Annotated in this window: 11 protein-coding genes and 1 pseudogene; 9 read left to right on the top strand and 3 right to left on the bottom strand. The window is 70.0% G+C overall.

The window, feature by feature from the left end:
• The first annotated feature begins 1 nt into the window (after nucleotide 1).
• The 6 genes and pseudogenes from ACIRQP_RS12830 (at nucleotide 2) to ACIRQP_RS12805 (ending at nucleotide 7,273) form a co-directional block, all read left to right on the top strand.
• Entirely contained in the window at nucleotides 2-1,162 is a 1,161-nt protein-coding gene (locus ACIRQP_RS12830; RefSeq protein ID WP_403887720.1) for an acyl-CoA dehydrogenase family protein, read from the top strand.
• Nucleotides 1,163-1,278: 116 nt separating this feature from the next.
• Nucleotides 1,279-2,115, top strand: coding sequence for a siderophore-interacting protein (locus ACIRQP_RS12825; protein ID WP_403887717.1), 837 nt, complete (start codon nucleotides 1,279-1,281; stop codon nucleotides 2,113-2,115).
• A 97-nt stretch (nucleotides 2,116-2,212) separates the two neighbouring features.
• Nucleotides 2,213-3,658 (top strand): pyridoxal phosphate-dependent decarboxylase family protein, encoded by a 1,446-nt coding sequence (locus ACIRQP_RS12820; protein WP_403887714.1) that lies wholly within the window; start codon nucleotides 2,213-2,215, stop codon nucleotides 3,656-3,658.
• Between the two features lie 94 nt (nucleotides 3,659-3,752).
• A pseudogene (locus ACIRQP_RS12815) lies at nucleotides 3,753-4,915 on the top strand (lysine N(6)-hydroxylase/L-ornithine N(5)-oxygenase family protein).
• Complete coding sequence (locus ACIRQP_RS12810) at nucleotides 4,912-5,508, top strand: GNAT family N-acetyltransferase (protein WP_403887711.1); 597 nt, start codon at nucleotides 4,912-4,914, stop codon at nucleotides 5,506-5,508. Before ACIRQP_RS12815 ends, ACIRQP_RS12810 begins: the two are co-directional and overlap by 4 nt.
• A complete protein-coding gene (locus ACIRQP_RS12805; protein ID WP_403887708.1) occupies nucleotides 5,495-7,273 on the top strand; it encodes an IucA/IucC family protein in 1,779 nt (592 codons plus the stop codon). The genes ACIRQP_RS12810 and ACIRQP_RS12805 overlap by 14 nt, the downstream gene beginning before the upstream one ends.
• A 70-nt stretch (nucleotides 7,274-7,343) precedes the next feature.
• Here the strand turns inward: ACIRQP_RS12805 and ACIRQP_RS12800 are convergent, their stop codons facing one another.
• Nucleotides 7,344-9,005 (bottom strand): beta-N-acetylhexosaminidase, encoded by a 1,662-nt coding sequence (locus tag ACIRQP_RS12800; protein WP_403887704.1) that lies wholly within the window; start codon nucleotides 9,003-9,005, stop codon nucleotides 7,344-7,346.
• A gap of 130 nt (nucleotides 9,006-9,135) precedes the next feature.
• Here ACIRQP_RS12800 and ACIRQP_RS12795 point away from each other — a divergent pair, with 130 nt between their 5' ends.
• From ACIRQP_RS12795 to glmS, 3 genes are all read left to right on the top strand, one after another.
• Nucleotides 9,136-10,053 carry a DUF4429 domain-containing protein gene (locus ACIRQP_RS12795; protein WP_403887701.1) on the top strand — a complete coding sequence of 306 codons (918 nt, stop codon included), beginning with the start codon at nucleotides 9,136-9,138 and terminating at the stop codon, nucleotides 10,051-10,053.
• A gap of 205 nt (nucleotides 10,054-10,258) precedes the next feature.
• On the top strand, nucleotides 10,259-10,534 hold the full coding sequence (locus ACIRQP_RS12790) for a hypothetical protein (RefSeq protein WP_356508494.1): 276 nt from the start codon (nucleotides 10,259-10,261) through the stop codon (nucleotides 10,532-10,534).
• 66 nt (nucleotides 10,535-10,600) lie between these two features.
• On the top strand, nucleotides 10,601-12,430 hold the full coding sequence (glmS, locus tag ACIRQP_RS12785) for a glutamine--fructose-6-phosphate transaminase (isomerizing) (RefSeq protein WP_403887698.1): 1,830 nt from the start codon (nucleotides 10,601-10,603) through the stop codon (nucleotides 12,428-12,430).
• A gap of 344 nt (nucleotides 12,431-12,774) precedes the next feature.
• On the opposite strand, the gene ACIRQP_RS12780 is transcribed toward glmS, so the two are convergent.
• Together ACIRQP_RS12780 and ACIRQP_RS12775 are read right to left on the bottom strand one after the other, a co-directional pair.
• Complete coding sequence (locus ACIRQP_RS12780; RefSeq protein WP_403887695.1) at nucleotides 12,775-13,353, bottom strand: acetate uptake transporter; 579 nt, start codon at nucleotides 13,351-13,353, stop codon at nucleotides 12,775-12,777.
• Nucleotides 13,354-13,579: 226 nt separating this feature from the next.
• Nucleotides 13,580-14,101, bottom strand: coding sequence for a universal stress protein (locus ACIRQP_RS12775; RefSeq protein ID WP_403887692.1), 522 nt, complete (start codon nucleotides 14,099-14,101; stop codon nucleotides 13,580-13,582).
• Nucleotides 14,102-14,875: the final 774 nt, after the last annotated feature.

Below are 14,875 nucleotides of genomic sequence, written 5' to 3'. Positions count from 1 at the left end.
GATGTCCCTGGACCACCGGCTCTCCGCCGAGCACGAGGAACTGCGCCGCACCGTCGAGGAGTTCGCCCGCGAGGTCGTCGCGCCCAAGATCGGCGACTTCTACGAGCGGCATGAGTTCCCCTACGAGATCGTCCGTGAGATGGGCCGGATGGGGCTGTTCGGGCTGCCGTTCCCGGAGGAGTACGGCGGCATGGGCGGCGACTATCTCGCGCTCGGTATCGCCCTGGAGGAGCTGGCCCGCGTCGACTCCTCGGTGGCGATCACCCTGGAGGCCGGGGTCTCGCTCGGTGCCATGCCCATCCACCGTTTCGGTACGGAGGAGCAGAAGCGCGAGTGGCTGCCCCGCCTGTGCTCGGGCGAGCTGCTCGGTGCGTTCGGCCTGACGGAACCGGACTGCGGTTCGGACGCGGGCGGCACGCGCACCACCGCCGTGCGCGACGGCGACTCGTGGGTGATCAATGGCACCAAGTGCTTCATCACCAACTCCGGTACGGACATCACGGGCCTGGTCACGGTCACCGCCGTCACCGGCCGCAAAGACGACGGCCGTGCGGAGATCTCCTCGATCATCGTGCCGTCGGGCACCCCCGGTTTCACGGTCGCCGCCCCCTACTCGAAAGTCGGCTGGAACGCGTCGGACACCCGCGAGCTGTCCTTCGCGGACGTCCGCGTCCCGCTGGCCAATCTGCTCGGCGAGGAGGGCCGCGGGTACGCGCAGTTCCTGCGCATCCTCGACGAGGGCAGGATCGCGATCTCCGCGCTGGCGACCGGACTCGCCCAGGGGTGTGTGGACGAGTCGGTGACGTACGCGCGCGAGCGGCACGCGTTCGGCCGGCCGATCGGCGCCAACCAGGCCATCCAGTTCAAGATCGCCGACATGGAGATGCGCGCGCACATGGCGCGGATCGGCTGGCGGGACGCCGCCTCCCGGCTGACGCACGGCGAGCCGTTCAAGAAGGAGGCCGCGCTGGCGAAGCTGTATTCGTCGACGGTCGCCGTCGACAACGCCCGTGAGGCCACCCAGATCCACGGCGGATACGGCTTCATGAACGAGTATCCGGTCGCCAGGATGTGGCGGGATTCGAAGATCCTGGAGATCGGTGAGGGGACGAGCGAGGTCCAGCGGATGCTGATCGCGCGGGAGCTGGGGCTGACGGGCTGAGAGACCGCGCCGGTGCGCGGGCCGGCCGAATCCCCGGAGCGGCAAGTGAGGTTAGGCTAACCTATTTTCGCTTGCCCGTCCGCAGGATCCCGCGCACAGAAGGCCGACCGATGCCCATGAAGACGGCTGAGACCGCCCCGTTCCGTTTCTTCTCCCTCCAGGTCCTGCGGACACGGCGACTCGGCCCGTCCCTGGTCCGTATCACCTTCGGCGGCGAGGACCTGGCCGGCTTCGCCGCGGGCGGCCGCGACCAGAGCCTCTCGCTCTTCCTGCCGCACCCGGGCCAGAGCACGCCCGTCGTCCCGGTCGAGGAGGGCGACGGCTGGTGGGCCGCCTGGCGGGCGCTGCCCGCCGGCATACGGGCCGTGATGCGCTCGTACACCCTGCGGGAGCAGCGCCACGACCCGGACGAGGCCGATATCGACTTCGCGCTGCACGCCGACGGCGGCCCCGCCTGCCGCTGGGCGGAGCGCGCCTCGCCCGGCGACCGGGTGCTGATCCTCGGCCCGGCCGTCGCGGACAACACCGCCGTACGATTCCGACCGCCAGCCGGCACCGACGCCGTACTGATCTGGGCCGACGAGACGGCCCTGCCCGCCGCTTCGGCGATTCTGGAGTGGCTGCCGGCCGGGCTGGCGGCCGACGTCTGGCTCGATGTGCCGTACTCCGGCGACCGCCATCCGCTGCGCACCGCCGCCGACGCCAGGATCACTTGGCTGGTACGGGAGGAGGGCACGCCCACCGCGCTGGAGGCCGTACGCGCCGCCGAGCCGCGCGGCGACGCCCCGTACGCCTGGATCGCCGGGGAGTCGGGGACCGTCAAGGCGCTGCGCCGCCATCTGGTCCACGAGAGGGGGATCGACCGTCGGCACGTCACCTTCGTCGGCTATTGGCGACGAGGCCTGAGCGAGGAGCAGTTGCGGGAGGAGGCGGCCTCCGGGGCGACGTCCTAGGCGGCCTCCGGGGCGGCCTCCGAGGCCACCTCCCGAGGGAACGGAAGTTAGGTTAGGCTAACCTTACTTCCACCCTCACATGTCCGGGAGGACCTTGATGCGTGCGCATCTGCTCAATGACGTGACAGCGGAGCGCTACCGGCGCTCCGTGACCGAGGGAGTCGAGCGGGTGGCGGACCGACTCGCCGCGACGAAAAGGCCGTTCACCGGAGTCACCCCGGACGCACTGGCCCCGGTCGTGTCCGCCGTCGATCTGGACCGGCCCCTGGGAGACGCCTCCGCCGCCCTCGACGAGCTGGAGCACGTGTATCTCAGGGACGCCGTCTACTTCCACCACCCCCGCTATCTCGCCCATCTCAACTGCCCGGTCGTCATCCCCGCGGTGCTCGGCGAGACCGTGCTCTCCGCCGTCAACTCCTCGCTCGACACCTGGGACCAGAGCGCGGGCGGCACGCTGATCGAACGCCGGCTGATCGACTGGACGGCGGGCCGCATCGGCCTCGGCGCGTCCGCCGACGGGGTCTTCACCTCCGGCGGTACGCAGTCCAACCTCCAGGCCCTGCTGCTCGCCCGCGAGGAGGCCAAGGCGGACGCACCGGCGAAACTCCGCGTCTTCGCCTCCGAGTGCGGCCACTTCAGCGTGCGGAAGTCGGCCACCCTGCTCGGGCTCGGCCCCGACGCCGTCGTGTCCATACCCTGCGACCCCGACAAGCGCATGCGGACCGTCGCCCTCGCCGCCGAGCTGGAGCGGTGCCGCGCCGAGGGTCTGACCCCGATGGCCGTCGTCGCGACCGCCGGCACCACCGACTTCGGCTCCATCGACCCGCTGCCCGAGATCGCCGCGCTCTGCGCGCAGTACGGCACCTGGCTGCATGTCGACGCGGCCTACGGCTGCGGGCTGCTGGTCTCCGCCACCCGCCGCCCGCTCCTCGACGGGATCGAGCACGCCGACTCCGTCACCGTCGACTACCACAAGTCCTTCTTCCAGCCCGTGAGTTCCTCGGCCGTGCTGGTACGGGACGGGGCGACGCTGCGCCATGCCACCTACCACGCGGACTATCTCAACCCGCGCAGGACGGTGGAGGAGCGCATCCCCAACCAGGTCGACAAGTCCCTCCAGACCACCCGCCGTTTCGACGCCCTCAAGCTGTGGATGACCCTGCGTGTCATGGGCGCGGACGGGATCGGGCAGCTCTTCGACGAGGTCTGCGAGCTGGCGGCCGAGGGCTGGCGGCTGCTCGCCGCGGACCCGCGCTACGACGTCGTCGTGGAGCCGCGGCTCTCCACGCTCGTCTTCCGCTATGTCCCCGCCCGTATCACCAGTCCCTCGGCGATCGACCGGGCCAATCTCCATGCCCGCACGGCGCTGTTCGCCTCCGGCGAGGCAGTGGTGGCCGGGACGAGCGTCGGCGGCCGTCAGTACCTCAAGTTCACCCTGCTCAACCCCGAGACCTCGATACGGGACATCACGGCCGTACTCGACCTGATCGCCGGCCACGCCGAGCAGTACCTGGGAGGAGAGAACCTTGTCCGCGCCTCGTGAGCCGCACGCCCCGCGGCCCCCGCACTCCTCGCACGCCTCGCACTCCTCGCACGCCTCACCCTCCTCATACCCCTCGCACCCCTCGCACGCCTTCATCGGCATCGGGCTCGGGCCCTTCAACCTCGGTCTCGCCTGTCTGACCGAGCCGATCGCCGAACTCGACGGTGTCTTCCTGGAGTCGAAACCGGACTTCGAGTGGCACTCGGGGATGTTCCTCGAAGGGGCCCATCTCCAGACGCCGTTCCTCTCCGACCTGGTCACCCTGGCGGACCCGACCTCGCCGTACTCCTTCCTCAACTACCTGAAGGAATCCGGCCGACTGTACTCGTTCTACATCCGCGAGAACTTCTATCCGCTGCGGACGGAGTACAACGACTACTGCCGCTGGGCCGCCGCGAAGCTCACCAGCGTGCGCTTCGACCGGACGGTGACCTCGGTCGCCTACGACGACGAGAGCGAGCTGTACGTCGTCCGCTCCTGCACAACTCCCGCTATGTGCAGGGGAAGGCGGCGCTCCAGGCCAAGGAGTCCATCACGCTCATCGGCAGCGGGCAGAGCGCGGCGGAGATCTACTACGACCTGCTCTCCGACATCGATGTCCACGGCTACCAGCTCAACTGGATCACCCGGTCACCGCGCTTCTTCCCGCTCGAATACACCAAGCTCACGCTGGAGATGACCTCCCCGGAGTACATCGACTACTTCCACGCGCTGCCCGAGGCCACCCGCTACCGGCTGGAGGCCGGCCAGAAGGGCCTGTTCAAGGGCATCGACTCGGATCTGATCGACGCGATCTTCGATCTGCTCTACCAGAAGAATCTGAACGGCCCGGTGCCGACGAGGCTGCTCGCCAACACGGCCCTCACCTCGGCCGCCTTCGCCAACAGCACCTACACCCTGGGGCTGCGCCAGGAGGAGCAGGAGCGGGACTTCTCGCTCGCGACCCAGGGCCTGGTCCTCGCCACCGGCTACCGGTACGTCACTCCCGGCTTCCTGGAGCCGGTGGACGACCGGATCCGTCGGGACGGCCACGGCCGCTTCGATGTCGCCCGCAACTACAGCGTCGACATCACCGGGCGCGGGATCTTCCTCCAGAACGCGGGCGTGCACACGCACAGCATCACCTCGCCCGACCTGGGCATGGGCCCGTACCGCAACGCGTACATCATCGGCGAGCTGCTGGGGCGCGCGTACTACCCGGTCGAGAAGGCCATCGCGTTCCAGGAGTTCTCCGCCCCGGAAGGCACCGTCATATGAGCGAGCGGACCACGGACATCGTGTACGCGCGCACCGACGAGCGACTCGGCCGCTTCGAGGTGCGGCCCGTCGACCCGTTCACCGACGCCGGGCTGCTGCACGGCTGGGTCACCCACCCCAAAGCCGCCTACTGGCTGATGGGGGACGCCTCACTCCCGGATGTGGAGCGCGCGTACATGGCGATCGCGGCCGCCGCGCACCATGACGCCTTCATCGGGCTGCACGAGGGGGTCCCGGCCTTTCTGATCGAGCGGTACGACCCCGCCGAGGTGGAGCTGAAAGGGCTGTACGACGCCGCGCCCGGCGACATCGGGATGCACTTCCTGGTCGCGCCGGGCGACGGAGCGCGACAGCTGCACGGCTTCACCCGCGCCGTGATCACGACCGTGATGGAGCTGCTCCTCGACGATCCGTCGGTACGGCGCGTGGTGGTCGAGCCCGATGTACGCAACACCGCCGTGCACGCCCTCAACGAGGCCGTCGGCTTCCGGATCGTGGCGAGGCTCGCGAAGCCGGAGAAGGACGCCTACCTCAGCATCTGTACGCGCGAGATGTTCCGCGCGGCACAAGGAGCCCGCCATGAACGTCACTGACAGCGTCTCCCATCTGACCCCCGCGCTCTGGGAGCGGGCGGGCCGGCTGCTCATCCGCAAAGGGCTGGCGGAGTTCTCCCACGAACGCCTCCTGACCCCCGAGGCGCTGGGCGACGACCGCTACCGCGTCCGCTCGGACGACGGCGCGACGGAGTACCGCTTCACCGCGCGCCGCTTCGCGCTCGACCACTGGCAGATCCCCGCCGAGTCCATCCGGCGCCACCGTGGCGCCACCGAACTGCCCTTGGACGCCCTGGAGTTCTTCATCGAGCTGCGCGAGGCCCTGGGTCTCTCCGCCGCGGTCCTGCCGGTCTATCTGGAGGAGATCTCCGCCACGCTCGCCGGTACGGCGTACAAACTCACCAAGAAGCCCGTCACCTCCGCCGAGCTGGCCCGCGCCGGGTTCCAGGAGATCGAGACGGGCATGACCGAGGGCCATCCCTGTTTCGTCGCCAACAACGGCCGGCTCGGCTTCGGGGTGGACGAGTACCGCGCGTACGCACCCGAGACCGCCAGCCCGGTCCGGCTGATCTGGCTCGCGGCCCGCCGTGACCGCGCCACCTTCACGGCGGGCGCCGGGCTCGACTACTCCTCGCTGATACGGCGGGAGCTGGCGCCGCAGACGCGGGAGCGGTTCGACGGCGTGCTGCGCGGCCAGGGACTCGACCCCGAGGGCTACTTCCTGATCCCGGTACACCCCTGGCAGTGGTGGAACAAACTGTCCGTCACCTTCGCCGCCGAGGTGGCGCGGCGCCATCTGGTCTGCGTCGGCGAGGGCGACGACAGCTATCTGGCCCAGCAGTCGATCCGTACCTTCTTCAATACGAGCGATCCGGCCAGGCACTACGTCAAGACCGCGCTGTCGGTCCTCAACATGGGCTTCACGCGCGGGCTGTCCGCCGCGTACATGGAGGCCACGCCCGCCATCAACGACTGGCTGGCGCGGCTGATCGAGGGCGACGACACGCTGCGGGCCGCGCGGTTCTCGATCATCCGGGAGCGGGCCGCCATCGGCTACCACCACCGCCAGTACGAGGCCGCCACCGCGAAGGGCTCCCCGTATCTGAAGATGCTGGCCGCGCTCTGGCGGGAGAGCCCGGTTCCCTCGCTCCGGGGCCGGGAGCGGCTGGCCACCATGGCGTCGCTGCTGCACACCGACCGGGACGGCGCGTCCTCCGCGGGCGCGCTGATCGCCGAGTCGGGGCGCGCGCCCGCCGACTGGCTGCGCCGCTATCTGGACGCGTATCTGGTGCCGGTGCTGCACTCCTTCTACGCGTACGACCTGGTGTTCATGCCGCACGGCGAGAACGTCATCCTCGTCATCGAGGACGGCACCGTCCAGCGGGCGATCTTCAAGGACATCGCCGAGGAGATCGCGGTGATGGACCCGGACGCGGTGCTGCCCCCCGCGGTCGAGCGCGTTCGCGCCGAGGTGCCGGAGGACATGAAGGCGCTGTCGGTCTTCACCGATGTCTTCGACTGCTTCTTCCGCTTCCTGAACGCGTCGCTCGTCTCCGACGGGGTGCTGGACGAGGAGACGTTCTGGCGGACCGTCGCCGAGTGCGTCCGGGGCTACCAGGAGTCCGTGCCCCGGCTCGCCGACACATTCCGCCAGTACGACCTGTTCACCGGCGAGTTCGCGCTGTCCTGCCTCAACCGGCTCCAGCTGCGCGACAACACACAGATGGTCGACCTCCAGGATCCGGCGGGCGCGCTCCAGCTCGTCGGGACGCTGACGAACCCGCTAGCGCGGTACGCGTCGTAGCGGCCCGCGGACGGGCGGGCGCCGGGGTGTGGCAGAACCCCGGCGCCCGCTCCTTTCCCGCTCCGGCGGCTTATTGACCGGCCGGCCAGTTCACCAGCGGCGAGCGGTAGTAGTCGATCCCGAGCGCCGTCATACGTGGCCCCTGCGCCGCCAGCCGGACCTTGTACGTGTCCCAGTCGTGCGTGGCGGCCGGCGACCAGCCCAGCTCGGCGATACCGGGCAGCCGTGGGAAGGCCATGGACTCCAGCTGGTCGCTCGTCGCGAGGGTCTCGGTCCAGAGCGGCGCCTCGACACCGAGCACCGCGTCCTCGGGCACGCCCGCGTCGGCGAGATAGGTGGCCGGGTTCCAGTCGTACGAGCGGTCCACCTCCGTGTAACCGGCCCAGGACTGGCCCAGCACGGTGGTCCTGTCGTACTTCATGTCGAGGTACACCCGGTCCGCCGGAGAGAGGATCAGCCGGGTGCCCTTCTGGGCCGCCGCCGCGACCTGCGCGCGCTCGGCGGCGCTCGTGGCGTCGTACCCCCAGTACTGGGCGACGGCCCCCTTCACCGGGGTGGCGCCGGTCAGCTGATGCCAGCCGACAACGGTCTTCCCGTACTTGCTGACGACGGCCTGGGTCCGCTCCATGAAGGTCACATAGTCGGCGTGGCTGGTGGAGTGGGCCTCGTCGCCGCCGATGTGGAGATACTTCCCGGGCGTGAGGGCGGCCAGTTCGCGGATCACGTCGTCCACGAAGTCGTACGTCACCTCCTTGGGCGCGCACAGCGAGCTGAAGCCGACCGACGTGCCGGTGTAGAGCGGGGGCGCGACGCCGTCGCAGTTCAGCTCGGCGTACGAGGCGAGCGCGGCGTTGGTGTGGCCCGGCATGTCGATCTCCGGGATCACCTCCAGATGACGGGAGGCCGCATAGCTCACCAGCTCCCGGTACTGGGCCTTGGTGTAGTAGCCGCCGGGACCGCCGCCGACCTGGGTGGAGCCGCCGTAGGTGGCCAGGCGCGGCCAGGAGTCGATGGCGATCCGCCAGCCCTGGTCGTCGGAGAGATGCAGATGCAGTTTGTTGATCTTGTAGAGCGCCAACTGGTCGATATAGAGCCTGACCTGATCGGGCGTCATGAAATGCCGTGAGACATCGAGCATCGCGCCCCGGTAGGCGTAGCGCGGGGTGTCGGTGACGGTGCCGCCCGCGACCGTCCAGGAGCCGCGCTGGGCGGTCCGCTTCTCCACCGAGGCCGGCAGCAGCTGGCGCAGGGTCTGGACGCCGTGGAAGAGCCCGGCGGGCTCCTGAGCGGTGATGGTGACACCGCCGCGGCCGGACTCCAGGCGATAGCCCTCCTCGCCCAGCTCCCGGTCCCGGCCCGCGGCCCGGTCGTCGGAGCCGACGAGCCGCAGCCGGATGCCGCCCTCGCCGCGGCGGTCGGTGACGGGCAGCGCGTAACCGGTCGAGGGCCGCAGCAGACCGGCCAGATACGAGCCGATCCGGCGGGCCTCGCGGGCGTCCTCGTGCGACCGGCCCTCCACCTGGATCCGGCTGCGCGCGGTGAGGGTGTACGCGGCCCCGCCCGCGCTGATCTGGGCGGGAGCGGGCACGATCTGATCGAGGGGGCGCGCGGCGGGCTCATGGACGGGACCCGGAGCGCCGCGCTCCGGCGCGGCTCCGATGCTGGAGATACCGGCCGCCACGACGAGCAGCAGCGAACCGAACAGACGGGCAAACGTGCTGTGCTGTCTCACAAGATTGTCCCTTCGACGGGGCGACGGGGTACTCACCTGCGGTGCCTGGAGCCTGTCCATGGGACCCGCACATCCCACCGGCGGTCAAGGTGTAGACCAATTTCCGCCCACCTGATGGAAGAATCCCCGCATGGCGGAAATCATCCAGAAGGACGGCACGTGGACCTTCGACGGGGACACGGTCCGTATCGTGCCCGGCAAGGACAAGGGCGTGAGCCTGCTCCGCAAGGCTCTCGGTGAAGTCGCCGTGCCCCTGGGCGCGTTGGCGGGGATTTCCTTCGAGGCCGGGCGCAGGTCGGGGCGGCTGCGGCTGCGCCTGCGGGAGGGCGCGGACCCGCTGCTCCAGATCACCGGCGGCCGGCTGGGCGACAGCTCCTACCCCTATCTGCTGACGGTCGACAAGGACCGCTCGGGGGTCGCCGAGTACTTCGTCGACGAGGTACGGAACGCCCTGGTGGTCGAACAGGTGGAGCCCGGTCCCGTCGACCGCTATCTGCTGCCGAGCCCGGCTCTGCCGATCACCGTGAGCGCGGGCGACGCGAGCATCACTTTCGACGGGGAGCGGATCCGGCTGGAGTGGAACTGGAAGACGGAGGAGTCCAAGTCCTCCGGCGGCCCCCGCACCCTCGCGCTCAGCGAGGTGGAGGCGGTGGAGTGGCTGCCGAGCGCCGGTCTGGAGAACGGCTATCTGCGCTTCCTCACCAGCAGGGCGCCCGTGTCCACCCCGCCGAAGTACGACCCGCACGCGGTGGATCTGTACGGGTTCAGGAAGGACCCGCTGATGGCTCTGGTCGGCGCGGCGGTGGTGGCCCGGCTGCCCCATCCGCGCGCCGCGTCCGCCGGGCTCACCGCCGCCCCGGCTGCGGCGCCGGGCCTCATCAAGAGCGCGGCGAGCACCACGGACACGGCGGACACGGCGGCGGCGAGCGGCGACGACCATGACGCCCTGCTGCGCCGGCTGAGGGAGCTGGGCGAGCTGCACCAGGCGGGGATTCTCACCGCAGAGGAGTTCAGCACGGCGAAGCAGGCCATCCTCAAGCGGCTCTGATCCTCCGCCGCGGTCCTCGGCTCCGTATCGCCGCCGGGTATCGCCGCTCTGTATCGCCGCCTGTATCGCCGCTCCGTTTCTCCGCCCCTTATCTTCTCCGCCCCTTATCTTCGCGTTCCCTCTTTTGGCCCACATTCTCAGCGATTCCTGCCCGATTCCGGGCAGGATTCTTGCAAAACTCCTTGATCACCCTCAATATCAACACGTGCTCGAACGCCGCTCGTCGTACGACGACCTCATCGACCATCTGGTCCGCAGCACCGCGCTCCAGCGTGGTGAGGCCGCCCGGGTGGTGCTCGACGTGCTGGCGTACTTCGACGAGACGACCGAGGAGTTCGTCCGCCGCCGTCACCGGGAGATGCAGTCCGGTGGATCCACGAACGCGGAGATCTTCGAGCGGATCGCGGCCGAACTGCCGCATCGGGCGGTGGCGCCCCCGGCGCTCTCGCTGCGGCAGTTGCGCCGCATCGTCTACGGCTGACCGTACGAAGCACCGTGATCGGTCGGCGCGATCCAGGACAGTGCGACTCAGGAGGGGCAAAACCGTATGTGCGGAATCGTCGGATACATCGGAAAGCGTGATGTGGCACCGCTGCTGCTGGAGGGCTTGCAGCGGCTGGAATACCGGGGGTACGACTCGGCCGGGCTGGTCATCACCGGCAAGCCGGCCGCGGGCAGGCCGGCCGCGCTGAAGATGGTCAAGGCCAAGGGCCGGGTCCGCGAGCTGGAGGCCCGCGTACCCAAGCGCTTCTCCGGCACCACTGGGATCGCGCACACCCGCTGGGCCACCCATGGCGCCCCGAGCGACGAGAACGCGCACCCGCACATGGACCCGGAGGGCAAGGTCGCCCTCGTCCACAACGGCATCATCGACAACGCCTCGGAGCTGCGGGTCAAGCTGGAGGCCGACGGTGTGGTGTTCCAGTCCGAGACGGACACCGAGGTGGTGACCCATCTCATCGCCCGCTCCCAGGCCCCGACCCTGGAGGAGAAGGTCCGCCAGGTGCTCCAGCTGATCGAGGGCACGTACGGCATCGCCGTTCTGCACGCCGATTTCGCGGACCGTATCGTCGTCGCCCGCAACGGCTCGCCGGTCGTCCTGGGCATCGGCGAGAAAGAGATGTTCGTCGCCTCCGACGTGGCCGCGCTGGTCTCCCACACCCGCCAGGTCGTGACGCTGGACGACGGCGAGATGGCCACCCTCAAGGCCGACGACTTCCGTACGTACACCACCGAGGGCTCGCGCACCTCGGCGACGCCGACCACCGTGGAGTGGGAGGCCGAGTCGTACGACATGGGTGGCCACGACACCTATATGCACAAGGAGATCTCGGAGCAGGTCGACTCCGTGGACCGGGTGCTGCGCGGCCGGATCGACGACCGCTTCTCCACCGTGCATCTCGGCGGTCTCAATCTGGACGCCCGGGAGGCGCGCGGGGTGCGCCGGATCAAGATCCTCGGCTGTGGCACCTCGTACCACGCCGGGCTCATCGGCGCGCAGCTGATCGAGGAGCTGGCCAGGATCCCGGCGGACGCCGAGCCCGCCTCCGAGTTCCGCTACCGCAATCCGGTCGTGGATCCCGACACCCTCTATGTCGCGGTGTCCCAGTCGGGCGAGACGTACGACGTGCTCGCCGCGGTGCAGGAGCTGAAGCGCAAGGGCGCGCGCGTACTGGGCGTGGTGAATGTCGTGGGCTCGGCGATCGCCCGGGAGACCGACGGCGGGGTGTACGTGCACGCGGGCCCGGAGGTCTGTGTCGTCTCCACCAAGTGCTTCACCAACACCGTGGTCTCGTTCGCGCTGCTCGCGCTGCATCTGGGCCGGATCCGTGATCTGTCGGTCGCGGACGGCAAACGGATCATCGACGGGCTGCGCAGGCTGCCCGCCCAGATCGCCGAGATCCTGGCGACGGAGGACGACATCGCCAAGCTGGCGGCGCAGTACGCGCAGGTCAGTTCCATGATGTTCATCGGCAGGGTGCGGGGCTATCCGGTGGCGCTGGAGGCCTCGCTGAAGCTGAAGGAGATCTCGTACATCCACGCCGAGGCGTATCCGGCCTCGGAGCTGAAGCACGGCCCGCTCGCCCTCATCGAACCCGCGCTGCCGACGGTCGCGATCGTCCCCGACGACGATCTGCTGGAGAAGAACCGGGCGGCACTGGAGGAGATCAAGGCCCGCAGCGGCCCGATCCTGGCGGTGGCGCACCAGCCGCAGGAGAAGGCCGACCACACCATCGTCGTACCGAAGAACGAGACGGAGCTGGACCCGATCCTGCTGGGCATCCCGCTCCAGCTGCTCGCTTACCACACGGCGCTGGCGCTGGGCCGGGACATCGACAAGCCCCGTAACCTCGCGAAGTCCGTGACGGTCGAGTAGCGGCCCGCCCCTCGCCCTTTCGCGAGGCCCTCGCCCTTTCGCGAGGCCCTCGCCCTTTCGCGAGGCCGTCGGTCTTTCGCGGGCCCCTCGGCCTTTCACGTGGCCTTCGCCTTTCGCGGGGCCGTACGGCGAGAGCGCCCCCAGCGCGTGCCACCCATCGCGCCGGGGGCGCTCCCCGAAGGGGCCGGCGCCAGAGCCCGTCGGCGGATCTTCATGGATCAGCCGGACAGGCCCTTGCCCTCGGCGCCGGCCCGCGGCTGCCTCAGAGCCTGTCGGGTGACCTCTGAACGGGCGGCCACGCCCTGGTGCGTGCGCTCTCCGATCGAAGGCCACCCGACAGGCTCTCAGCCGGTGGCCGTCACTCCTCGGCCGGCAGCACGACGGCGCGGCAGGGCGGTCGGCCATTTGGCGAGCGCGGCCGTCGCCGCGTACCAGGAGGCGAGGCCCGCCACGACGGCGAACCAGCCACCGACCTTGGTGAGGCCCGTACTGTCGGCGAACTGGCCGACGGCGAGCAGCAGCAGCCCGACACAGAACAGTCCGTACGCGCTCATCACCAGCGGCCCCGCGCCCGCGCCGCCGACGGCCAGGCTGAATGCCAGGAGTGCCCAGAGGACGAGGAAGAGGCCCGCCGCGTCCGCGGTGACCTGATGGCCGACTCCGGTCCCCCAGGTGAACCAGAAGGCGCCGAGGCCCGCGAAGGCCGTACCGGTGAACGAGTCCCCCGCCCGGAATTCGAGCAGTCCGGCGAGGAAGAGGGCGATGCCGCCGACATAGAGCGCGAGCGAGACGGCGGCGACCGCCGTCACTCCGTCGACGACGCCGGTGTGGCCGATTCCGAAGGCGAGCAGGGTGAGGCCCAGGGCGAGATGGCCCAGAACCTTGGTCGAAGCAGCACTTCCCGCAGAGACGGCGTTGTCCACGGCGGGCTCCCTTCACGATGTGCGTGGTGCTGTGTCCCAGCGGCCGATATGTACCCTTCACAGGCACGCAATCCACCTCTACCTGTGAGTAGATTCACAGTGCGGGCAAGGGAGTTGACATACCGTCAGCATTGGGTTGACGCCAACGCGGCTGATGCACAAAGAGGGTTGCGCACGGGGGGTCGCGAAGGGAGACGGTCGCGCGCGGGGACGGCGGCGCGAGGGGCTACGGGATCACCACGACGGGCCGCTGCGCGCGCCGCGCCAGCCGCCCCGCCACCGAGCCGAAGATCCGCCCGACGATGCCGTGCGTGGATCCGACGACGATCGCGTCGGCGGAGTACTCCTGGCCGACCTCTTCGAGTTCGTGGCAGATGTCGCCGCCGCGCTCGACCAGGATCCACGGCACCTCGGCGAGATAGTCCGCGCAGGCCAGTTCGAGGCCGAGCACTTCGGTGCGATGGTCGGGCACGTCCACGAAGACAGGGGGCTCGCAGCCCGCCCAGACCGTGGTGGGCAGCCGGTTGGCGACATGGACGATGATCAGGCCCGAGCCCAGCCGTCTGGCCATGCCGATGGCGTACGCGAGGGCCCGTTCACTCGACATCGAGCCGTCGAAGCCGACAACGACTCCGTGCCGGAAGGCGGGATCGCAGGAAGCGCGCGTCTGTTCCGCCGCTCGCAGGTCCGACAGTGGGTCGGCTACCTGCTCGCGGTCTGCGGGTTCTGGGATTTCGTGACCGGCCATGAGTGTCTCGGCGAAGAAAGTCCTCTTGAGAAGGATCAACAAGGGGCGTGGCAGGGGGAGCTGTGTCCGGGAATCATCTTCCCAAGCCCATACCCCAAAGGGTACGGCGGCACTCCTCTCCTGCCCAGAGCCCGGCGCCCCGCACGCGGCGTTCCAGGGAGCATGCACGAGGGCGTCCCGGATGGCAATGCCGGATGGTCTCTACAGCCGCCCCCGCGCGGCCCCGGAGTGACCGGAGGGCTCCGCTCCTCGTTGGCCATCGGCCATGCCCCCGGCCCCAGGGAGTCCCCGTGCCCGCCTCACCGACCGCTCAAGCCCCCGCTTTCACCGAGGGGCCCGCACGCCACGGAGCGCGCTCCGGGGCGCATCATGGGGCGCACCGCACGGGGCCGGGCCGGGCGACGCCGGCCTCCGCCGCGCCCGCCGCCCGGCCCGCCGCCGAGCCGCCGGGCCGGCGGGCGACGCGGCCGGCCGGGCGGCGTTCAGCCGTCCGCTGGTCCCGGTGGTCCTCGCGGCGTACGGCGCGTCCTTCGGCGGCTCGGCGGCGGCCGCGCCCGGTCTCGTCGTGGTGACCGCGGTCCGCCGGCCACTGCCGCGCCGGTCCGATCGCGCCGCCGCCCGGCAGTACGCGGAGGAGGCCATGATGTACGTAACGTACGCAACGTCCGGAAGCCGTCACTCCCGGGGCCCCCAAGGGGCGCACCGGGGCTCGCGTGCACACGAAAGGTGTGCGCCGGGATACTGAGTGCATCACACCGACGCACCCATCGCTTT

The sequence above is a fragment of the Streptomyces sp. NPDC102274 genome, from assembly GCF_044766385.1.
GTDB lineage: Bacteria > Actinomycetota > Actinomycetes > Streptomycetales > Streptomycetaceae > Streptomyces.
This window is presented reverse-complemented; position numbering and strand designations above follow the sequence as displayed.